Origin of the sequence: Pseudoalteromonas sp. T1lg24 (genome assembly GCF_002964745.1) — a bacterium.
GTDB lineage: Bacteria > Pseudomonadota > Gammaproteobacteria > Enterobacterales > Alteromonadaceae > Pseudoalteromonas > Pseudoalteromonas spongiae.
On the sequence record NZ_PQCB01000033.1, the window covers coordinates 1049166 to 1071821 of the forward strand.

The following is a 22656-nucleotide window of genomic DNA, read 5'->3' on the forward strand; positions in this document are numbered from 1 at the left end:
CGGCGGAGGCTCGTCTGATAAAGATACATCGCCCAACCCCGATCAAGGTAATCGCGTGCCAACCGTTACTATTAATGGTGACAACAGCGCACAAGAATCGAGCGTTGTAACACTTAATGCTGCGGCTAGCGATAGCGATGGCTCGATCAGCAAATATGCGTGGTCTATCACATCGGGTGAGAACGTTACTTTAAACAATAGCGAACAAGCCTCAGTTGATCTAACGTTGCCAGACGTAAATGGCGACACTCAAATCACTATTAGCGTAACGGTAACCGATAATGATGGCGCAACCGCGCGCGATGAACACACACTTACTATTGTCGATAACGCAGATAACCAAGCGCCGAGTGTGGTAATTAATGGGGTTGCTGAGGTTAATGAGCAAAGCGAGCTTAACCTTACCGCCAACGCCAGCGATAACGATGGCGAAATTGTCAGTTATTTTTGGCAACTAATAAGTGGTGAAGGAGTCACGTTAAGCGATACCGATAAAGCACAAGTAACAGTCACCACAGCAGATATCGATGAAGATCAGCAAGTTACTATTGCCGTTATGGTAACCGATGATGGTGGTGCGATTGCAATGACGCAGCATCACTTGCTAGTAAAAGCCAGCGCGCAAACGCAAGTATTTACTTTGAAAGGTCGCGTTAATAATGGCGTTAATTCAGCCGTAAATTTAACGGTTGGCGATAAAACTGTTACAGCAACTACCAATGGAAGCGGTGAATTCAGCTTACCCGTTGAACTTGAAGAAAGCTATGACTCGCATTTAGTTAAGTTATCTGCGCCTAGTAATTCGGTATTTTTCCCGGAGTTTAATTTTGTTTCACAATTGCTGACATTAGGCGAGTTAAAGCAACGTGCAGGCAACGATAATATATTAACTGAGGATGAGTACTCTGGCGTTAGCGTTGGTGCTATATCAACGGCGCTATATTACATGCTTGATGATAGAGAAAACATTACAACCACAGAGCAGCTAGAAAACAATTATGGCAGGATCTATTCAGGGGAATTAGCAATCAACGCTAATGTATTGCATATGTTACTTAACGGTAACCAGGGTGAAACCTATCCCTTACCTACAGGGGTTACAACACTTGGGCAGCTGTTTGGAAATGAACTATTAATCAGTGAGTTTAGAGAGCGTATGCTGGATAGCTATCTATCAGATACGGATGATAATCAAAAGCTAATTGCTGAAACAACTACTTATCCTGCAATTAATGAAACTCAGCAGTTAGTTTTTGCACCTGGGTTTAATTTGTTCACCATAGGCCGCCACTACACGCTAAATCCAGATGGTACTGGCAGCACAGTGCTAGAAAATGGTAATAGCGGCGAACTTACATGGTCTATTGATGCGGCAGGAATATTAATTCTGGAATATAAAGTGCCTATTACCCTGCGCATGGGGGTTCACAATATCAATGAAAAAACGGACGCTTATGAAGAGCAATTATTGACGTCTGCGTTTTATACTGTTTTTCAGCGTGGTAACACTATCGAAGGGGTTCTAAATGAAAGTATTCGCCTTGTCGATAAGAGTGGCACGGTTGTAGAGGGTACTTATGACAATGTGGTGCACGGCGGTTTTACCGAAAAACAAAATGCGGCCAAATTATCTGAAGCGGATTTTCTGGGAACGTGGTTTATTGACGATGTATTTACGCCAGAGGGGCTCTATTTCACCGAACCAGCAATTGCTAATCTAATGGCTGACGGCTCTGCCAGCATTGAAGTGCCAAGTGTTGATTTTTATACTAATAATGCCAAGTGGCAAGTGACTAATGGTAATTTAGAGATAATCTCTGGTAGTGGTGATAATGAGACTCGCTTTACTTACTATGTGACACATAAAGACGAAATCGGTTATGCGTTTGTTGCAAGTGTAACCAACGGCGGCCAGCAATTCGCACGTAACGGCATTATGGTGAAGCAACAAACAACAACAGGCTTTAACGAAAATGATATTGTAGGCCATTTTAAACAGGTGACAGGACAGCGCATTCATTATACGGGAAACTTAATTATATATGATGACCTAATTGCACGAGAGGATATCGACAGGGAAGATAAGGTTGCCCGTGTAGATGAAAACGGTATTTTACAATTAGAAACGTATTTAGATAGAGATACACTTGAACTATGTCGAACAAATGACGATGGGCGTTGCTTCTTGTCGAAGCAAACGTCTTACCGTTTATTTACTAACGATACGAATCAGTATGTTGTCATGCTCACAGAGTCAGGGTTCGGTAGTAATGGTGAACGAGCTTACGGAATTAGCAGAATTACGCGCCTAGTAAAGCAAGATGGTATTAATATTACGCAGTTTGATTATGGTATGTTGAACAGCTTGCGTGTAAGAGAGCACTTACCGAATGGTCAAAAAAATGATTATTTCTTCAGTGAGCTCTATATCAGTGATGAAGAAAGCGAACCTAGGTATGCATTGAGTGTTAGCTATGCAAATGATGAGCATGAGGTAGCGCCATTCTATCTTGACAACGGCATTGCTTATTTCACATTGGCGGGCAAATCGATGCAAATGTCGCTTGAGCAGTTTGAGCGAGATACACTGACTGTTTGTTTACATGAAGCGGGCGCCACATGTACCGACGCAGATAAAAAGCAGTTAGATATGCGTTGGAATGTCGCAGAAATGCCGCCAGCACAATAAGTTAAAAGAGAAAGAAGCTAAGCTTTAAAAAATAACAAAGACACTGACTCAATCAGCGTCGTTAATTTTTTAAACTTCTCTCACTAAAAGCTAGCCGTTGGGCTAGCTTTTTTTTTTAGCCTTACTTTATTGTATTTGAACAGGCGTTTTAAATTAGGTAGTCTGCTTACTCAATGGACTGCTAAAGTAACTAGAATTATAATAATAAAGGATTGAATATTAATGAAAAAACTTGCCTTTTTAACTCTTCTTTTGCCATTTACCGCGATTGCAAACCCGTTTGACTGTAAATCTGAGTTTGAGTGGCTCAAAACCACGTTTGAAAATAATGATGCTGGCTTTGAATATGCAGTTTCCACAAAGGGTGAAAGCAGCTATAAAAGTCACAATGCTGAATACCTAAACACTGTTAAAAAGAGTGGTTCAGTAACTGAATGCCATCAACATCTAAAGGGCTGGTTGTCATTTTTTCGAGATGGCCATATTCACATTGGGTTTAATACCGATGGTGAAGAAATACAAAACAAAACGTCTAAAATTCATGAGTTTAATGAATTAGCTTTTAGCCAGTATCTTGATACCAAACCAGTTGAAGACTGGGAGGGGGTTTGGACATTTTCAGGCTATACACTTGCGTTGAAAAAAGAAGGTTCGAACTATAACGCTTACGTTATTGAGTCGAGCAACGCAAGTTGGAAAAAAGGGCAAATTAAATTCACAATTCATGATAGTGGCAACGGCACACACACAGTGAGCTACTACATGTCAGATCACTCTTTACGTTCTATCGATGCGGTAAGTAGCCTAGATAAAAACCATTTAGAGATAGGTAAAAATTGGTTAACGTTGTCACGTCAGAATGCAAAAACTGTGAGCGCACCATCCGTTACTCAATACGTGAAGCTTATGGCGGCGCGCAAACCACTATTTAAGGTGTTATCAAATAAAACTGTATTACTCAGAATTCCGTCATTTGATCATAGTTATAAAAAAGAGATTGATACGGTTATCAAAGATAACTTAGATACCATTTTGCAGACGGAAAATTTGATTATCGATATACGTGGTAACGGCGGTGGTAGTGATGTTAGCTATGAAGAGATATTGCCAATTATTTATACCAACCCTATCCGTACTATTGGCCTAGAGTTTTTGTCTACAACACTTAATAACTCGCGTATGCTGCAGTTTATGGAAGACGATAACTTTAGCGACGAAGATAAAGAGTGGGCAAAGGAAAGTTATAAAAAGTTAGAAAATCGCTTGGGTGAGTTTGTTAACTTGGAAGACGATACCGTCACTGTTAAGACATTCGATCGTGTTCATCCACTGCCTAAAAATGTTGGTGTATTAATTGATAATGGCAATGGCAGCACGGCAGAGAAATTCTTACTGGCGGCCAAACAAAGCAAGAAAGTGAAATTATTTGGTGTGACAACCCGCGGCGTTTTAGACATTTCTAATATGTATCAAGTTCAGTCGCCAAGTAAACACTTTACACTCTATTACAGCTTGTCAAAGAGCTTTAGAATTCCAGAGATGGCGATAGACAGTAAAGGCATTCAACCCGACTATTACATTGATGCGAGCGTGCCTGCTTTCCTATGGATTGATCACACACAACAGATCTTAGAAGCGCGTTAATTCATTACTGACTAAATCAAATGAGGTAAGTTCTTGCATTGTGCGCTGAACTTACCGCATTCACTCTTTATGAATTTAGGCTTTGTAGAGCCTACAAAACTTGTTTACGCAACTCTTTGACCAATTTTGCAATATCCAATGATGTATCGTTACAAAATACAATGGATGAATACTGCTTTTCAGGAATACGCTCATAATTGGTGATAGTGCCAAGCCAGCCACCGCTATGATGAATGATTTTTACACCGTCTTTTTCAGTAATAAATTGGCCATTGGCGTACTGTTTACCCTCGGCTGTAATCGTTGGATTGTTAGGACGCATAAACTGGCTAAGTAATTGCTCTGGCTTTTTACCCAAAGTAGGCTTGTAGAAATAGGCATCCCATTTTGCCATATCTTCAATGGTGGTATGCAAACCGCCATCGCCTACCCAAAATAAGTTGGTCATATTAGTGAAGTAGTTGTCTTCCTTATCTTTGCTGTAACCATCTGCACGATTTTTAACGATTTCAGTCGGTTCATCACTGAAAAAGGTATTGTTCATACCTAATGGCTTAAATATGCGTTTATCGCTATATTCACGAAGGCTTTCTCCTGATACACGTTCAACGAGCATCGACAATAAGAAATAAGCATAGTTACTGTAGCTAAAGCGTTCGTTGGGTTGGTTTCTTAACGGTACTGTTTTTACGTAATCGTAGAATTCTTGAATTGTTAAATAGTCTTCATTACCTAAACGAAAATTGCCTGCCATGGTGGATTTAAGTTTTAATGTATCTTTATCGAGCTCAGTGTTTACAAAGTCATAATCCCCTATGCCTGAATAATGGCCTAACATGGCATTGATAGAGACAGGTACCTTGTAGTCTCTTAATTCTGGTAAGTAGGTGCGAATATCTTCGTTTAAGTCAATTTTGCCTTCATCGGCAAGTAGCAGCACGGCAAAGCCCGTAAACTGCTTTGAAACCGAAGCGATACGGTGAACATGTGTGCCATCGAGTGGCACATTAAGCTCCATATTTGCTAAGCCATAACCTGCTTGATGAATAAGCTTGCCATTTTTTATAACACCGACACTACAGCCTGGATTTTGCGTTTTTATCTCGGCAAATACACTGTCAATTTGTGCTTTATTAGGTGTCGCTGCTTGTAACAAGGCACTTGTCACTAATCCTGATAACAATAATGCAGTACGTGTTTTATTTTTCATAATTACCTGAATATTTTGATATTTAATGGAACTTAATGTACCTATAATCTCTAGTTGAGCAATCGATACTTTGTAACAAAGCATTGATTTAAATATTAAAACTGGTTTTTCTAACTTTTCGTTTAGGAAAGTGAAGAATCATTGTTTGGGGTTACTCTGTGCTTTAAAAACTCACCAACGGGTTTTGATAACTAAATGGTGAATTATTTTATGTAGCACAAGGTGCTGATAACGACAGCTCATCAAGAAGTATCGCATACATATCTTTTGGCTAATGCATAAAACTTGCTCTTAACTCTATTCAGTTTAAAAATTGTATGCAATATTGGGAAGTACAAGCAAAACACCAACATGAGAAAATTATGAGAAAATGCGCTTTTCTATCTATGGATTGTTTAGATGAGTTTGAAGTTTACGATGAGTTGGTTGAACCTTATTTAAATGAATTGGGATTTTCGGTAGATACCGTTTCATGGCGCAATACTGGTGTAGATTGGAACCTGTATGAAATGGTGGTTATGCGCACCCCTTGGGATTACCAAGATGCACCAGAGGCCTTTTTATCTGTATTAGAGCAAATAGAATCCAGTCAGGCACAGCTGCAAAATACGCTGGACATCGTACGTTGGAATATCGACAAAATTTATCTTCAGGAATTAGGCGAGTTAGGTGTAAGGTTAATCCCCACCAAGTGGCATAATAGACTCGGCGATACAAATATAACAAAAGTGCAGATAGACTCATTTTTTAGTGCATTTGATACCCAAGAAATTATTGTTAAACCACGTATAAGTGCTAATGCTGATAACACCTTTTGGTTGAAAGCAGAGCAAGACGTTGACCTTGCTAGTTTAAATAACGCATTTAAAGATCGCGATTTTATGGTGCAGCCATTTGTACCAGAAGTTGTAGAGAATGGTGAGTACTCACTGTTTTATTTTAACGGTGAATATAGCCATGCCATACTCAAAACCCCCAAACATAATGACTTTAGGGTACAAGAGGAACATGGTGGTAGTTTGACCACGGTAACGCCAGATGCATCACTACTTGATGCCGCAAACACATGCATGCTAGCCATTCAAAGCGTGCATACTATGCCCCTTTATGCGCGCCTTGATTTAGTTAAATTTAATGGGGAGTTTTGCCTGATGGAGGCAGAGCTAATAGAGCCCTCATTGTATTTTAATATGGACGCACAATCGCCAAAACGATTCGCAAATGCCATTAAAGCTAGATTAACGTAAGGTGGTATTGATAGGGAGAGGTTGACATTAATTGACGCTAGGACCTGGAAGCTGAGTCATGCGGTTACAGAGAAGTTAGTTGATAGACTAGAAATCTATATGTTTGATTTTAAAAAGTTAGTTATATTCTAGCTAACCTTTTTATCCATTAGGGTCTACAACTAGGTATAGCTGACCACTAACGCTAGAGTTGAATGTGTAACTCTATGACCTTCAATATCAGATGTTGGTTTAATTCGAAAACTGTGGCCAGTATAACGTAACTTTTACATTTCAAGACAAGATAAACTAATTGAAAAGATTAAAACGAAAAGTTTATTGAGTTAGTTGAATTTATAGCTTTCCTAAACAATTATTATCTGAACATTTTAAAAGTTAAATGGAGTTAATAATGAGCAAAGCCCTACAATTAACCTGTCTTTACTTAGTTTCATTGATACTTAGTGCTTGTGGTGGAAGTTCCAACAATGACGACAGTGATATTGTCACACCAATAATTAATATTTCGCCGACAGCTAACGCGGGTCCAGATCAGCAAGTCGCTGATCTTGCCGTAGTAGTCCTTGATGGTAGTGCAAGTGCGGATTCAGACGGTTCAATAACTTCTTATAGATGGACTCAAGTGAGTGGAATGTCGGTTAGCCTAGATGACGCAGATTCAATTTCCCCTCGTTTTAATGCACCTAATATTCAAATTGATGAGACGCTAGTTTTTAAATTGGATGTGACTGATGATGATAATGCTACCAGTTCCGATAATGTGTCAATTCAAGTTAAAGATTCTAACTTGGCACCTGATATTTCGATTCAAGGTATTAGTGAAGTCAATGAGCAGGAAACTGTTGAGCTTAGTGCCGAAGTATCTGATGAAAGAATAGAGACTTTACATATCGATTGGCAGCAAATTTCAGGCCCAACTGTTGAGTTGGAATATGTGAATAGCTTAAAGGTTGGATTTAAAGCGCCAGCAACAAATAAAGATGAAGTCTTAGAATTTGAACTTAAGGTAACGGATGACGAAGGTAAGCAAGGAACGGTAATACACACCCTAAATATTGCTGACCTACCATTCACGCTTATATCTGACTCATCAAGCTCCATTAATCCGGCAGAGCGAACGCAATTCCTAAATTTAACCTTTAGTGAGAATGTCATTGCAAATGATGTGGTTGTGAACTTATTTGAGAATGAGGAACCGACTACAGCAGAGATATTGGTAAATGATGCTGAGATACTCATCTTCCCTGACGGTGGATTTAAATTTAACACAAGTTATAAAGTTTTATTATCTGAGCTCAAAAGTTTTAGTCAGTCTCAATTCGAAGGACAGGACTTTGAATTTAACACGATAGAACGCGCGGAAAAAATATTTGTGGGTGCCGTGGTTACTGATGGTGTACTGAATGCGATGAACGTTAACGATAACTCTTGGACACCTGAGTCTTTGTTTAGAATGTTTAATGATAACGGAATTGCTAATTTTCGATTAGGTATTCGCCGAGGCACTAATCCAGAGTTAGAAAATGAGCCTCTTGATAACTGGCCTAATATTTTGAGTTCTAACGATTTAGTTAATAGCTGGAGTTCACGTGAACTTGCGCGTTATACGATTGAAAAAGGAGGGCTCGGGGGTACAAATCATTCTGTATTTTTGTTTTTAAGTGACGACGCGACTCATGCATCAAAGTATTTCCCAGGAGAAGATTGGCAAAGCTTAAGTTTTGAAAACAGGTTATTACAAATTGAACTACATGCGGCCGAAGTAATGCAATATTACATCGATCATGGAATCGCAATTAGCCAAATAGAAATTGGCAATGAAGTTGATTTTGGTATTGCAGGAGTTCAAATAGGGGATAGTTTAGTTGGTTCCGACATCGATATAAACTTGAATGATAACAGTGCAGAAACAAAGTTATGGCCTTATCATTTAGCTGTGTTTGAGGCAGCTGCAAGAGGAATTCGGTCAAAAAGTAAAGATGTAAAAATAGCTGTTCATCTTGCCGGTATGGCATATAGTCAAAACAACCGTTATACAATTGGTTTTTATGACTTCTTAGTTGCAAACAATGTTGACTTTGATGTTATCGGGTTGTCTTACCCTTACTTAATTTTTCCATATAACGATGATGTAACATTTCCTTATTTCAAAGATCCTAATTTTAAACTTCTTTTAAATTCGCTATCCAAACTAGGAAAAGAAGTCCAGATTAGCGAGTTTTCTTACTTTTCTGATCCTCGTAACATTAAAGTCACTGTTAGTGACGAGTACTCGAATAATGAAGTTGGACAGGCGAATTTTTTAAGAGATTTCCTTAAAGAATTGAATAGATATCCAGCCGTTACTGGGGCTTACTATTTTTATGCGGATTATAATGACCAGATGCAAGATAACGAGGAGCTTATTGGAATTGGCCTGTTGAAAGATCAAGCAACTCCGAAAATGGCTTTATCTGAAAGCATAAGGAATTTTGTTTTAGAACAGAAATGACATAGGTGTGTTGAGGCGTTGCCAGACTATACATAAAAAAGACACCCGTTCTAATTTGATCTAGTTTGGGTGTTTTCGATGCCTAGATTATTTAACACTTCTTAAGTATGAGAAGTGACATCGTTGCACCAAAAAATTAGATTGGAGGTTGATGCCTTACGCTTGTGATTCGATTTATTTTTTCTTTTAAGGGGACTTGAAGGCTAGCTTTCTTTTCCGCAATTTCTTTCGCTGAACGTAAAACAAGTAAATAATAATCTAAGGGTTGAAGAATATTGCTACATAGTAAAACACCAAGGTAAATACCCCCGATAAATGCAAGCCCAATAATATAACCAACCCCCATTATTTGGGTTTCAATAAATTTCAGAATACTAAAATAAAGCGCTACTGCGAAAGGTATTATTCCAAGTCGCTCTACCGCTCCGACTATAATACCAATTCTAAATTTCATTCGCTTAATGTCATACGAGATTCGATTTATCGCAAGCTCAAGCTCAGTAACATGGAAGTTAACTAATTTTTCAGTTAATTGTTGTTGCTCTTTTGCAGCTTCTGCAATCGGCTCTAACATACTCTTTGTCGGATTTCTAATAACTACAAATAGATCAATAGCTTGCTTTTTCACTATTACATAAAATATGCCAATCATTAAAGATATAAAGCTTAGGTATGCAAAACTATTGATACTAAACTTAAACTCGCTTTGATAATGAAGTATGCCCAAAATATTTAAGCAGATTATTACTGCAAAAATCACAGCTTCAATTAAATGTTTTTTGAGAGATGAGCAGTAATAGCTGTTTCTATTGGTTTCAGAGTTCTGAATTAATAGTTTAAAGATGTCTTCCATTTTAATAAATTAGGAGTTTTGATTGCACAGATACATACCATAAAAGGTACAAAATAAAAAATCACAATTCCACTTACGTGAACCTCTTAAAGTCAATATATGTAACTTTCATTGAGCATAACGAGTTGCTATGGTAACCGAAATTTGCAAATCCCTTCGACTGCTAATACAAAGAAAATGGCATTCTGCCAATCTTCGCTAAGCACACTTACACTTCGTCTTCTATCTCTTTTGCCATGGTAAGAATTTCAGACAAAATGTCCCCTTTTACATTTAGTACTTCAAGAATGATAAGAAATAGGCTTGTTGGCATTAGTCGGTTAGACACCTTGTTGCGCAGGTTGCCGGCGGTAAGAACAATACCTTTTTGTTCAAGCAGCTCTGCTAGCTGTGGATACGTTACCTTTTTTTGTTTTAGCTTCATGCTTAAAAAGCGTGAAAATGCCTCACCGTAAGGGGCGAGGGCTAGATTATTTTGAATACTCGTTTGTTGATCCATAAAAAATACCTAAGTAGTTTACATTCACGCCAATGTATTAGATAAATAGCCTATATTGCGCACCGGTATTGCTACAGCGTAATACTGAATGCAAACAGGGCTAGGCATATTAAATGCTAAAAGTTACCTGTATTGATATAACACAAATACATTTTAAGTGTAACAAAATAATAATTAGTGCAATATAAAACTTGCAAGTGTTAGTTATATGTGACATTAATTTAATACCAATAGAAATATGGAGATCAAAATGGCTTTTAATACCGAACAACTGAAAACGGTGTTTTCAACACATCCAGATTGGGTTGTTGAACAAGAAGGTGACTGTGTAAGCATTTCAAACGATGAAGGAATTGACGTGTTTGTTTATGCAGGTGAAACACAGGTAGTGGCTGAAAGTGTGTTGTTTCCGGTAAGTAGCGTTACAGATGCTTCAGGACTGAATGAACTGATTTTAAAAAGTCATCAGTTGGTTCCACTTTCTACTGTAGGTATTAGTTCGATATCTGGGCAAGAATATTACGTGGCGTTTGGTGCGTTGTCTGTTGACAGTAAAGATTCAGTGCTTGTTGAGGAAATTGAGTCTTTGTTTGCCAATATTCCAGAATTCCTTGAACTGTATGAAGATTATATCAATTAGGAGCAAGTCACATGAGTCTTAAAAAGTTATGGACTGCGCTAGTAGGCGCAACAAATGAAGGGCTTGAAGCGGCCGCAGATACGCAAGCCATCCGAATTTTAGAGCAAGAACTTCGCGAAGCGAAAGAAGAGTTAAGACGTTCAGATCAAAGCCTAACTAGCATCATGGCAAAACGTAAATTAACCTCGAACAAGGTTGCTGCGTTTCAGGCAGATATCGATAAATACTCAGAGCATGCGGTGTCTGCAAGTGAATCAGGTAATATGGAACTTGCGGTAGAATGTGCAGAACGCGTTGCTGATTTAGAAAGCCAAATGGCAACTGAACAATCGATTCTTGATGGTTTCGAAAAGTCAGAGAAAACCCTGAAGGACAACATTGCTAAAGCGAAAACAAATGTACGACGCATGGAGCAGCAAATCGATCAGGTAAAAGCGACTGAGTCAGTGCAAAAGGCGCAAGCAGCAGCATCTACCCATCATGTTGGTGCTAATAGCAAAGTTAAAACTGCACTAGATAGCCTTGAACGTGTTAAGCAAAAGCAAGCGATGCGAGCAGCTGAATTAGAAGCCGCTGAAGAACGTGCGGCTGATGAATCTGGCAGCAGTCTTGACGAAAAATTAAAAGCAGCAGGTGTAACGCCAGGTGGTCAAACATCGGGTCAGGACAAACTTGCACAGCTGCTAGCGAAGAAAAACGCAGGTTAGTGAGTAACCAATTTGAAAAGAGATAACTTAGTTATCTCTTTTTTAGTTTTTAAACAGTAAACATCACTGTAGACAACTGGTTAGCCCACATGTAACGTTAGCAACCTATGAAGCAAAGTTAAGGAACATTGATGTTCAATTTCTTCAAAAAAGACAAACCAAAAGCGACCATCTCAACGCCAGAAATAATGGGCTTGCGACTCGGAGCAAGTTTTGAAATAGATAAACTCGCGATTAAGCTGATACTTGATGAGCTCGTAATAGGTGATTTTGCCGCCACCCAGATTATTCAGGCCGTTGGCAAAGTCGATATGGATGGCACCTATCTTTTTCGGTTTTACACAGATGATGAAGCATGGCTTCAAGTAATTTGTGAGGGCCAACCAACAGCCGAGAATGTGGTTGATGTGAAGTTGTTTTACTACTTTGATACCTTGGATATTCAAAACCAAGCACAGTGGGAAAAACTACTTAACCAACAAATTGGCACGCCTACCTATACATTGGATGGGCATGAATACAATCGCGTATGGACCTCAATGGGCGATTATCACAACCCTGTTCATATGGCCGAAAAAACCTTCGATGGTAAATCTCAACCCAGTGAAACAGACCAATTCACCATGCTGTTTGAACGTGAATTAAGCGATGGCACAACCGAGTCGCTATTTCTTTCAGCAGAAGAATCGCTTGAATCGTCAGGCAATCTCTCACGGTGTTTGGTAATTAGCACTGGCATAACATTAAGTTCTTCTCAAATAACAATACATGGATAAAGGAGTCCAATAATGGAAAACGGTTATGATCTGATCACCGGTGTCACTAACTTTGCAATGTCGTTTGGCATAAGCTTGGTATTACTTTTTGTGTTCAAAATACTGTTTGCTTTTGTAACGCCACACGATGAATGGAAACTCATCAAAGAAGATAAAAACGCAGCGGCTGCAATTGGCTTTGGTGGTGCGGTAGTGGGTTTTGCATTGGCACTCGCTGGCGCGGTAAGCAACTCTGGTGGCATTTTAGACTTTGCAATTTGGGGCGGTATTGCGCTAATTGCGCAATTACTCGCGTTTGCAATTGTTCGTTTTGCCTTTATGCCAAAAATCGTCAAACGTATTGAAGATAACGAAATCAGTGCTGGTGTTATTCTCGCTTCGACCAATATTGCCGTAGGCTTATTAAACGCTGCAAGCATGACATATTAATAGGGAGGTCATGATGAAAAAGACCAGACATATTGACTTATCATTGCTGCGCAAAAAAGTACGAAAATTCAGCCTTGCACCACTTTCTGTTGGTGTTGCAGCGGCGCTTGCAGGATGCTCAGGTGAACCACAGGAACGTGTTAAAGTAGTGTCATCGGTTGATGATTGTGTTAGCCAAACTGAATTGTCGGTTGAACAATGTCAAGCTGCTTACCAAGAAGCCTTGGCAGAAGCGGAGCGCACCGGGCCGCGTTACCAGCACCAATATTTATGTGAAGCTGACTTTGGTCAGTGTCAGCAATCCAGCTCAGGGTTTTTTACGCCGTTTATTACCGGTTACATTGTAGCTGAGATAGTTGATGAAGTAGGCGATGCGTTTGAGCGTAAACATCGACGCCGTTATAACCCAGTATACACCTATCAAAAAAGTGGCTCTAAACACCGTCAAAAAATAATGACAGCGGATGGCACCATTTTAGGTAGTGCTGGCAAAAGCAGCTATAAAGTGCCTAGCTCTGTAACTAAACCAAAACCGGCGGTAACACGCACGATATCGCGAGGTGGGTTCGGTGCTCAGGCTTCTGCTAAGTCTAACTGGGGCGGTGGTAAGTCTTCTTCGCGCGGTTGGGGCGGCTAATATGCTACGACTCCCAATAGCGCAACGACCAAACTGGCAGCGAAAAGCCGAAGAATTTGGCTTTAAATTTCACACCATGTATGGGGAAACCTATTGGGATGAGTCTGCTTATTATCAATTTAATCTTAAGCAAATAGAAGACGACCTGGAAAAGCCGACTGAAGAGATACATCAAATGTGCTTGGAAGTTGTTAGCCAGGTCATTAACGACGAAACGCTACTTAAGCGTTTTTGTATTCCCGAGCAGCACTGGGATTTTATTCGCCAATCATGGGTCAATGGTGACCCAAGTTTGTATTCCCGATTAGACTTTGCTTATGCAGGCAATGGTTCGGCAAAACTATACGAAAATAACGCAGATACCCCAACGTCAGTCTACGAAACCGCTTTTTGGCAGTGGTTATGGTTGGCTGATAACGTTGATAATGGCGTAATTGTAAAAAAAGCAGACCAATTTAATTCGCTGCAAGAAAAGCTCGTAAATCGTTTTAAAGAGGTTGAATATTTAACGCCCGACAGGACTTTACACTTTGCCTGCTGTAAAGATTCGGAAGAAGATCGCGGCAAAGTACAGTACATGGAAGATTGCGCAATCGCCGCCGGATTAAACACCAAATTCGTCTACATCGAAGAAATAGGTGTAGATGCAGATAACCGCTTCACAGATTCAGATGATCAGGTTATCGATTGGATGTTTAAACTGTACCCTTGGGAATTTATGTTTCAAGAAGAGTTTGGCAACCTGTTAGGCAAACAAAACATGCGCTGGATGGAACCGCCATGGAAAGCGATTTTATCTAATAAAGCATTGTTGCCAATGTTATGGCGCTTGTTCCCAAATCATCCAAATTTATTGCCCGCATTCTTTGATGATGAACTGCACTTAGCGCAAGAATGTGATGTGTTGGTTAAAAAACCAATATTCTCTCGCGAAGGCGCTAACATTTCATTTGTTGATAGTCGAGGCAATCCTATTAGCGGCTCATCAGGTTCTGATGGCCCTTACGGTGAAGAGGGGTTTATCTTTCAAGCCAAGCATGCGCTACCGAAATTCGGCCAAAACCACACACTTATTGGTAGTTGGCTGGTGTATGACCAAGCCGCTGGGATTTCAATTCGAGAAGATGACAGCGCAATTACACAGGATATGAGCCGTTACTTACCGCATGTTATTGTCGACTAATGTCCGTTTATTGCTAATAACACTGTAAACCATATTGTGGATCAATAGTTTAATTTATTGATCCTCTCCAACTTCTATTATTCAGCTTTAAGATTTTATTTGCTGTCTTATTTCCTGATAGACACTTTAGTGGTGGTCTAATTCGCGCTAACTCGTAGTCAACGGTTTATGTGTTTCGAAAACCCGTTTGAATTCCCACTCTAAGTATCTTTGTTTTATTTTTTAGTGAGTTATCTAAGTTAGTAAAATAGGGTTGTAATAATTCTGTGATTTTATATTTGCTTTAAATAAGAAAATGAACTTGAGTTAAAAGGTACTAGCAACTAATTCAAAAGGAATTTGAAATGGTTAGAATACTGCTTTTAGCGTGTTTGGTTTTTTGTGCTCACACTTACGCTACGAATCTAATACGGTTAGCTTCTGATAAGGAAAACATTGATTTAGCTAACATCGCTCCCAAACATAATCCATGGAATGCAAGCTCAGTTTATATTGCAGGTGATGTGGTTTCTCATAACGAAAATCTATTTGTTGCAATGCACTGGGTCAAAGGCATCGAACCAGTTAAAAATACTGTTAATTGGGATGGGTGGATCTGGGTGCAAAACTCAGTCATAGAAAAATGGCAACCTGCTAAGGTTTACCAGGGAGGCGATTTAGTTAAATCTGGTACCGATTATTTTCTTGCCCGTTATTGGAATGAAAATCACGAACCTAAGACTAATAATAGTTGGCAGCGCATACGTGATCTTTTTTATGTTGATCCAAAGTTACCACCAGTACATCCTGAAGACTATAAAACATTAGACGGCGTCGATCAAAACTCAAACGGTATTCGAGATGACTATGAGCGAGTTGTTTATGAAAAATTTGACTCACCAGAGCTTATCACCTTTAGTTTAGCAGCCGCACCAACCTTGCAATTAGTGATTGATGTTGAACAAAATAGATTCTCACATTTAGATGAAGATATAGGCAAAAAAATTATCTTAGATTTTGTGAATATTAGTATGTGTACCAGAGTGTTACAGACTAATTTTCCACACTTTAGAAACCCAAAATTACTCTATTTCAACACTTTAGAGAGAGCGTTTGCTAATCGAACGGGGCAAAATAAAATACATGATCTTATTCCATGGGATGATGATTTTCATTTAGCTGCTGATAAAGATTGTGTTGCTTTACAAGGAGTAAAGTAATGATACGGTTAATAGTATTTATGCTTTTTCTGAATTCAAATTGGGTATTTGCAGATATTCAATTATTAGATAGATACTGTACTAAACAAATTGATCAATTAAGACTCTTTTATGTAAATGGTATGTTTACAACATATGACGCATTTCGTAAAAATTTATTCTGGTTAGATAACTTTCAAGATATCTATTTGAATAATTTTCAAAAGGGTAGAGGGCCCACAGGCAGTTATAATAAAGATGAATTATTGCATCTGCAAATATTTGAAGTTGCGCAGCATAAATATGCAGATTTATCTCTAACATCTGAGAAGTATCGAATTATAACTGCGATTATTGGTGGCACGATAGATGCGCTTTCAGCAGATGAAACTGTATTAGTAGAGTCCGTCATTAGAGATGTATTTAATGATGTAAATTATTCAAGATTAAACGATACGGATTACAGAAATGCATATCAAAAGCTACTATTTCAAATGCATTCTTGTAATCGCATTATCTTAGTAGGTCATTCTCAAGGGAACTTCTATACAAATGCGCTGTTTGATGAGGTTATCTCTAGCTACCAATACTCAGATGGTTACTTTGCATCAGAATACCCACTTGTAAGCTTAGCGTCGATTGCAACACCAACAAGTTCTTTAGGTGGGAGCTTGGGTGATCAATACTCTCAATTAATTTCTCACTTAACATTAGATCAAGATGCAATTATGCGAGCTGTAAGAATTTTGTTTGGAAGTCTGCCATCTAATTTTTCAATGGCATCAGTGTTTGATTCTACAGGACATGGTTTAATCGACTCTTATATTCGCTCATCAAATGTAGCTGCAAAGATTAGTGAAGGAATAAACGACTCTGTTTTGAATCAAATACCATTCCCACTATTTGAGCAACATCCGGTGAGCTCCAATGCTTTCTCACACATTGGCTACTCATCTATAAATAAAGTGCTTGATTTGAAACTTGAATCTGGAGAAGTCTATCGATACTTTGATATACCTATTCTACTGTGGGACGACTTTTATTATTCAACATCAATGGGAAGGTTTTTCAATGAACATATCAGGGGACGATACTCATTTGAGAAACTAGATATTGAGAGCAATACTTATTCGATAGTTTCAGGAGATGAACCCTTAGCTCTTGTGAAAGAATAATGACGTTAATAAAAAACACCCACCTAATTATTGGTGGGTGTTTTGTTTTTAACAGTTTGAAATCAAAGTAATAGTATTGCCCTTATGATTTACTCTACAATAACGCTGTCTTCAGCTACATCATAAAAGTTTGAATTAGCAAGTAATACTGAAATAAGGTGATCACCTGCATCACTGGGTATTTGCCAAATAATCTTAGCTGTTTTGCTAGCGGTATCTTGTTCAACCGAGCAACTACCACCTGTTACTATACAAACTAATTTTACCGGACCGTCTAATTGCCATGTTGCGTCATAAGATAAATTTGAATCTGTATTAACTAGCGAATATGACTGTTTAAGCTTTATTGACTTTGTAAAGTCAACTAAAGAAAAAGTTTCTTTTAGAGGCCAAAATGTCCAATCATGATGATTTGTTCGTACTCGCTCTAAGTTGTAAACTTTTTCACTGTCAATTGCGACTTTATAGATAGAGTTGCGAGTTAAGTAGCTTGATAATTGACGTGGCTCAGTAGGATCGTTTAAGCCGTAAATAGACACTCCGCTAAAAGGGTCAATTACAAACAGTTTATTATCAATTAACTTTAATTGACTTCCCGATATGTCTGAAATTGATTTAACCGATTTAGGAGATTTTGGGTTGGAAATATCAAGAATGCGAAGGCCATAGTATTTTGCTAAAAGATACGCATAATTTTTATATATAACAACAGAGTTATATTCCCATCCATCTTCATCTGGAGCTAAGTCAAAAGAAATATTGGCAATTGATTCTAATTCGCCGCTGGAATTTAATTGAACTATTGAAGAGTTATCTTTAGTTGCTGTGATAATTGATAAGCCATCTGAATCAATATCTCCGATTGTTTGGCCTGAATTCAGAATTAATTCTGAGATTGGTTTGATAACCTCGGCTTTTGAAACATCGAGTAATTGGAGCTTACTATTACCTTCACTAATCAATACATTATTACCATGAGGGATTATTGCTGAAATAGCCTCATCAACTTGCAATTGAGATGTTAATGTTAGTTTATTTCCATCAGCCACATCGACTAGTTTCAATGAATTATCATTTGCTGCTAAGAAGAGCTGATTATCCATCAGTGTAATATTGTTTGCTTGAGAAACATCTAACGAGGCTTGTATAGCTAGGTTATTATTATTCGTTATACTCGCCGATACTAACCGGTTATCGTCACTTGAAAAAAATAACTTGTTATTACTCGCAGCAATACTACTAATTTTTGTTCCTGCGCTAGGCATGATTTCAACACCAGCTAATCCAGATAAATTAGATACATCTTGGCTAATTAATGCTGCTAAGCTGCTATCTAAATAGAATAAAGTATCATTCTGTAAGAAAAGCCCTACACCTCTAAATGCTTCAGTTTTTTTACCAATTAAAATTGGTGAATTTAAATTACTAACATCAAAAAACATGATTTCATTAAAGCTAGTACTGGCAACACTCAGCACATTCGCATTTTGAGATAGGTTGTATGCTCCTTGAGGGGCCGTAATGTTTGTTGCGATAATCGGATTACTTGTTTCAGTTATATCAACTAGCACAACACCTTTAGTTGTAGCAGCGACAGACAAGCTTGTTCCTGTTACAGCTATTTCACCAAGGGGAACCTCTAAATCTAATGTAGCTATAAGGCTAGTCGCTGTGATATTTGAGATATCAAAAATCCTTAACATTCCATCATTTGCTGCGGTGAAAAGGGTTTTACCTTTGATTGCAAGACCAGATACCCAGGCTTCGTTAGCATTAAAAACGTTGTTTATTGTCGAAATATCTAGAAAAAGGACATTGTTCAAGTTTGAAATATCTAGAGCAACAATACGGTCTGTTTGGTTAGAGCCAACATTTCTTGGAGCTGATGCTAGTAGAAGGTTTCCTGACAATTCAAAATTGTTAAATGAGGTATTTGTTCTAACTGTGCTAACCAATTGAATGTTATTTAAATCAGAAATATCAAAAAAGCGAAGCTCGTCAACACAACTTGCAACCAAAAAATTACCTTGGCTAAAACTGGATTGGCAGGTTCCTGAAGTACCTTGCCAAGTGTGAGGTTTTAAAGCAAACGGTTCTGAAACATCGACTGCAGTTAATATATTGCTATCAGAGACAAAAGCGATGCCTTTTTCAGGATTTAATGAAAGGTGATAAATACCATTTGAGTTTAATTTACTCTGTAAAATTACTTTATCTTGCCCAATTTCATTTAAATTACCTTGATATTCTCGCGCTGTAATTCTCACTGTATCTTGCGATGCTAATCCTAGTTCGTTTGTAACAGTTAACATCACATCTATTTGAGAAGGTTGGTTAGGTAAAGTAAAACTCGGATTACAGCTAGTTGCCTGTTCTATTAAAATTTCATCCCCTTGTGTTTGTTGCCAGTTATATGAAAGCTGGTAATTATTAGGATCTGAACTCAAAGAACAATCAAGGTGGATCAACTCACTTAATAAATAAGTTTTGTCAGCTCCAGCATTGGCAATTGGTGCACGACTTAAAGGATTAACGGTAACAACAATGTCATCTTCTGCTGTTAAGCCTAACTCATCTGTTACCATTACTTGGAAAACGAGTTTATCTTGCTGCTGAGATAATGGAATGCTAGGCACAACAAAGGAAAGTTTTAAACTATTAATGTCATCAATTAACGCAGGTGTTCCTGAAATTTGCTGCCATAAGATAGATTTTATTTTATTATCATCGTCACTTGCGGTAGCTGTAATTTCAACCAATTGTTTTTCATTGACTTCAATATCTTCACCTGCATTAACAATCGGTGCTTCATTTACAGCGTTGATTGTAATAGTGATATTATCGGAGGACGAAGCTCCTTGATTATCCGTTGCGGTTATTTGAAGGGTTATTTGAGTTTGCTGTTCACCTACAGCAACTGTAGGCGCGACAAAAGATGGTGTTAAGCTATTACTGTTTAATAGGTCTACTTGAAGTCCAGCGGTTTGTTGCCAATTAATTGTGGTAATCGATCCGTCAGGATCAGAAGCTGTTGCAAGTAGATTTACCTCATTGGCTTCATTAACATGAAAATCAGCACCTGCATTAACAATCGGTGAGTTATTTACCTGTGGTTTTGGTTTTTTACTACTTCCGCCACAAGCGACTAAACCGAATAGAGTTGTAAATAAGAAAAACTTAATCAAAGTCCTTTGATACATTGTAAAACCTTGTAATTGTTTTTAAAACATGTGGTTATCCATTAACCTGTTAAATTTACAGGAATCAAACTATCAGTCAATATGAAGCTGTTTTTGACACTTTTTTGATTTGTAACATTTAGTTTATCCTCTTAGCAAAACACGTAAAGGTTACAAAGTATTGGCTGGTTTTATAGTTTTTCTTTGTGATTATGTATAAAAATAAACCAGCCTCTAAGGTATTCTTTGTTCCAAAGAGAACCAATATGATTTGACACGCCATAAAAAAGTGAAAAGTGGCGGATAGACCTCTAAGACAGTACGAACAAAAATCTTAAAAATAATTCACCCCCAAATTCATCGTCGTCCGTTTATAGCGTTAAACCATCTATAAAAGAGACAGATTATGAAAACAAATAAAACCTTAATCGCATTAACAATCGGCACACTATTTATTTCTGGTTGTTCGAATCAAGAGTCGGAAACAACAATTGCAAAGCAGCCTGAAAATGAAAAACAAGCCCAAACTGCTCTAGAAAATAAAGAGGTTGAAAAAATTACTGTGACGGGTAGTCGATTGGCTGATGTGCAAACTGATGGGGGAGCTGTGGAGTACATGAAGGCCAGTCAGCCACAAGTGTTAATGGCAGCACCTGCAATAAGAAATCGTATCGCGCCACCGCCACCACCTGAATATTTTACGCAGCCTCAAAATCAAGATAACTACCTATCGAGTGATAGCAACGGTGTATTTCAAGCTGCAACCACACCGCTTTCTACGTTTTCGGTTGATGTTGATACCGGAAGTTATGCAAATGTGCGTAGCTATTTAAGCATGGGGCAAAAGCCACCAAAAGATGCCATACGCGAAGAAGCATTTATTAATTATTTTGACTACAACTACCGCGTACCAGAAGATAAATCACAACCGTTTGCTACTTATACTGAATTAGCGCCAGCACCTTGGAGTGATGAGCGCCATATTTTGCGTATTGGTTTGCAAGGTTATGATTTACCAGTGAGTGAACGCAAGCCTTCTAATTTGGTGTTTTTAGTGGATGTATCGGGCTCGATGCATGATAAAAACAAGCTGCCTTTATTGGTGCAAAGCTTAACCATGATGGTGAAACAGTTATCGGCAAGAGATACGGTGAGTTTGGTGACCTATGCAGGCAATACTGAGCTAGTACTTAGCCCAACGAAAGGCAATGAAAAGCAAACCATTATCGATGCGCTGCAAAAACTACAAGCAGGCGGCGGTACACATGGTGAAAGTGGTATCAAAATGGCTTACCAAGCCGCGAAAAAGGCGTTTATTAAAGGCGGAGTGAACCGCATAATTTTAGCGACTGATGGTGACTTTAATGTTGGCGCAACCAATATTGATGCACTCAAAGAGATGATTGCTGACAAGCGCAAACAAGGCATTTCGTTAAGCACACTTGGCTTTGGTCGCGGTAACTACAACGATGCCATGATGGAACAATTAGCAAATATTGGTGATGGCAATCACGCCTATATTGATACCCTGCACGAGGCGCAAAAAGTACTTTTAAGGCAAATGAGCGGCACACTGCAAAGTATTGCGAATGATGTCAAAATTCAGCTCGAATTTAACCCAGCAGAAGTTAAAGAGTACCGCTTGATTGGTTATCAAAATCGTTTACTGAAAGATGAAGACTTTAATAATGATAATGTCGATGCAGGCGAAATTGGCGCAGGTCATACCGTGACGGCGCTATATGAATTAACGCTTGCTGGCCATAAAGGGCAAGTTGATGCGTTGCGTTATCAGCAAAAACAAGTGGTAAGTGCTAGTAATGAACTGTTACAGGTGAAAATTCGCTATAAATTACCGGGCGATACAGAAAGTAAATTAATTAGCCAAGTGGTTAATAAACGACAGGTGTTAAATGATTTCGATAGCGCCAGTTTGGATTTTAAATTTGCGACTTCAGTCGCGGCATTTGCGCAAAAGTTAAAGCAGAGTCAGTACTTAGGCAGTATGAATTACCAAGATATCGCCACAATTGCACGAGCAAATAGGGGAGATGACCCATTTAACTATCGCGGTGAATTTGTTAACTTGGTTGAACTTGCCAGTGCTTTATAGCTGAAT

17 protein-coding genes are annotated in these 22656 nt (G+C 38.5%); 13 read left to right on the forward strand and 4 right to left on the reverse strand.

The window, feature by feature from the left end:
- The coding region (locus C2M30_RS16955; RefSeq protein WP_234004769.1) for a YidC/Oxa1 family insertase periplasmic domain-containing protein at positions 1–2689 on the forward strand (2689 nt) is incomplete at its 5' end.
- Positions 2690–2911: 222 nt separating this feature from the next.
- A complete protein-coding gene (locus tag C2M30_RS16960) occupies positions 2912–4333 on the forward strand; it encodes a S41 family peptidase (RefSeq protein WP_105172556.1) in 1422 nt (473 codons plus the stop codon).
- A 91-nt stretch (positions 4334–4424) separates the two neighbouring features.
- On the opposite strand, the gene C2M30_RS16965 is transcribed toward C2M30_RS16960, so the two are convergent.
- Positions 4425–5543 carry a serine hydrolase domain-containing protein gene (locus C2M30_RS16965; protein ID WP_105172994.1) on the reverse strand — a complete coding sequence of 373 codons (1119 nt, stop codon included), beginning with the start codon at positions 5541–5543 and terminating at the stop codon, positions 4425–4427.
- A gap of 362 nt (positions 5544–5905) precedes the next feature.
- Here C2M30_RS16965 and C2M30_RS16970 point away from each other — a divergent pair, with 362 nt between their 5' ends.
- A complete protein-coding gene (locus tag C2M30_RS16970) occupies positions 5906–6790 on the forward strand; it encodes an ATP-grasp domain-containing protein (protein WP_105172995.1) in 885 nt (294 codons plus the stop codon).
- A gap of 391 nt (positions 6791–7181) precedes the next feature.
- Entirely contained in the window at positions 7182–9281 is a 2100-nt protein-coding gene (locus C2M30_RS16975) for a PKD domain-containing protein (protein ID WP_158683517.1), read from the forward strand.
- Positions 9282–9417: 136 nt separating this feature from the next.
- Here the strand turns inward: C2M30_RS16975 and C2M30_RS16980 are convergent, their stop codons facing one another.
- Both C2M30_RS16980 and C2M30_RS16985 read right to left on the reverse strand, forming a co-directional pair.
- The gene (locus tag C2M30_RS16980; protein WP_105172558.1) at positions 9418–10134 is read right to left on the reverse strand and encodes a hypothetical protein; all 717 of its coding nucleotides are present in this window, start codon (positions 10132–10134) and stop codon (positions 9418–9420) included.
- 208 nt (positions 10135–10342) lie between these two features.
- Entirely contained in the window at positions 10343–10633 is a 291-nt protein-coding gene (locus C2M30_RS16985; protein WP_105172559.1) for a DUF6471 domain-containing protein, read from the reverse strand.
- A 250-nt stretch (positions 10634–10883) separates the two neighbouring features.
- On the opposite strand from C2M30_RS16985, the gene C2M30_RS16990 reads away from it, so the two are divergent.
- From C2M30_RS16990 to C2M30_RS17025, 8 genes are all read left to right on the forward strand, one after another.
- A complete protein-coding gene (locus C2M30_RS16990; RefSeq protein ID WP_105172560.1) occupies positions 10884–11273 on the forward strand; it encodes a DUF2170 family protein in 390 nt (129 codons plus the stop codon).
- A gap of 11 nt (positions 11274–11284) precedes the next feature.
- Complete coding sequence (locus C2M30_RS16995) at positions 11285–11980, forward strand: PspA/IM30 family protein (protein ID WP_010558715.1); 696 nt, start codon at positions 11285–11287, stop codon at positions 11978–11980.
- A gap of 131 nt (positions 11981–12111) precedes the next feature.
- Positions 12112–12756 (forward strand): YjfK family protein, encoded by a 645-nt coding sequence (locus C2M30_RS17000; RefSeq protein ID WP_010558716.1) that lies wholly within the window; start codon positions 12112–12114, stop codon positions 12754–12756.
- Positions 12757–12768: 12 nt separating this feature from the next.
- Positions 12769–13185 (forward strand): DUF350 domain-containing protein, encoded by a 417-nt coding sequence (locus tag C2M30_RS17005; RefSeq protein ID WP_105172561.1) that lies wholly within the window; start codon positions 12769–12771, stop codon positions 13183–13185.
- A gap of 13 nt (positions 13186–13198) precedes the next feature.
- Positions 13199–13822: a DUF1190 domain-containing protein gene (locus C2M30_RS17010; protein WP_105172562.1), complete on the forward strand. Its 624-nt coding sequence runs from the start codon at positions 13199–13201 to the stop codon at positions 13820–13822.
- Position 13823: 1 nt separating this feature from the next.
- Positions 13824–15005, forward strand: coding sequence for a glutathionylspermidine synthase family protein (locus C2M30_RS17015; RefSeq protein ID WP_105172563.1), 1182 nt, complete (start codon positions 13824–13826; stop codon positions 15003–15005).
- A 344-nt stretch (positions 15006–15349) separates the two neighbouring features.
- Positions 15350–16204, forward strand: coding sequence for a chitodextrinase (locus C2M30_RS17020; RefSeq protein ID WP_105172564.1), 855 nt, complete (start codon positions 15350–15352; stop codon positions 16202–16204).
- Positions 16204–17358, forward strand: coding sequence for a KTSC domain-containing protein (locus tag C2M30_RS17025; RefSeq protein ID WP_105172565.1), 1155 nt, complete (start codon positions 16204–16206; stop codon positions 17356–17358). Before C2M30_RS17020 ends, C2M30_RS17025 begins: the two co-directional genes overlap by 1 nt.
- A gap of 89 nt (positions 17359–17447) precedes the next feature.
- On the opposite strand, the gene C2M30_RS17030 is transcribed toward C2M30_RS17025, so the two are convergent.
- Positions 17448–20558, reverse strand: a complete 3111-nt coding sequence (locus C2M30_RS17030) for a PKD domain-containing protein (protein ID WP_105172566.1) — start codon at positions 20556–20558, stop codon at positions 17448–17450.
- Positions 20559–20943: 385 nt separating this feature from the next.
- On the opposite strand from C2M30_RS17030, the gene C2M30_RS17035 reads away from it, so the two are divergent.
- Positions 20944–22650 carry a vWA domain-containing protein gene (locus C2M30_RS17035; RefSeq protein WP_105172567.1) on the forward strand — a complete coding sequence of 569 codons (1707 nt, stop codon included), beginning with the start codon at positions 20944–20946 and terminating at the stop codon, positions 22648–22650.
- The last annotated feature ends 6 nt before the right edge of the window (positions 22651–22656 follow it).

Coding starts and splice junctions, on each gene's coding strand:
- C2M30_RS16960 (WP_105172556.1), top strand. CDS start 2,912: ATGAAAAAACTTGCCTTTTTAACTCTTCTTTTGCCATTTACCGCGATT.
- C2M30_RS16965 (WP_105172994.1), bottom strand. CDS start 5,543: ATGAAAAATAAAACACGTACTGCATTATTGTTATCAGGATTAGTGACA.
- C2M30_RS16970 (WP_105172995.1), top strand. CDS start 5,906: ATGAGAAAATGCGCTTTTCTATCTATGGATTGTTTAGATGAGTTTGAA.
- C2M30_RS16975 (WP_158683517.1), top strand. CDS start 7,182: ATGAGCAAAGCCCTACAATTAACCTGTCTTTACTTAGTTTCATTGATA.
- C2M30_RS16980 (WP_105172558.1), bottom strand. CDS start 10,134: ATGGAAGACATCTTTAAACTATTAATTCAGAACTCTGAAACCAATAGA.
- C2M30_RS16985 (WP_105172559.1), bottom strand. CDS start 10,633: ATGGATCAACAAACGAGTATTCAAAATAATCTAGCCCTCGCCCCTTAC.
- C2M30_RS16990 (WP_105172560.1), top strand. CDS start 10,884: ATGGCTTTTAATACCGAACAACTGAAAACGGTGTTTTCAACACATCCA.
- C2M30_RS16995 (WP_010558715.1), top strand. CDS start 11,285: ATGAGTCTTAAAAAGTTATGGACTGCGCTAGTAGGCGCAACAAATGAA.
- C2M30_RS17000 (WP_010558716.1), top strand. CDS start 12,112: ATGTTCAATTTCTTCAAAAAAGACAAACCAAAAGCGACCATCTCAACG.
- C2M30_RS17005 (WP_105172561.1), top strand. CDS start 12,769: ATGGAAAACGGTTATGATCTGATCACCGGTGTCACTAACTTTGCAATG.
- C2M30_RS17010 (WP_105172562.1), top strand. CDS start 13,199: ATGAAAAAGACCAGACATATTGACTTATCATTGCTGCGCAAAAAAGTA.
- C2M30_RS17015 (WP_105172563.1), top strand. CDS start 13,824: ATGCTACGACTCCCAATAGCGCAACGACCAAACTGGCAGCGAAAAGCC.
- C2M30_RS17020 (WP_105172564.1), top strand. CDS start 15,350: ATGGTTAGAATACTGCTTTTAGCGTGTTTGGTTTTTTGTGCTCACACT.
- C2M30_RS17025 (WP_105172565.1), top strand. CDS start 16,204: ATGATACGGTTAATAGTATTTATGCTTTTTCTGAATTCAAATTGGGTA.
- C2M30_RS17030 (WP_105172566.1), bottom strand. CDS start 20,558: ATGTATCAAAGGACTTTGATTAAGTTTTTCTTATTTACAACTCTATTC.
- C2M30_RS17035 (WP_105172567.1), top strand. CDS start 20,944: ATGAAAACAAATAAAACCTTAATCGCATTAACAATCGGCACACTATTT.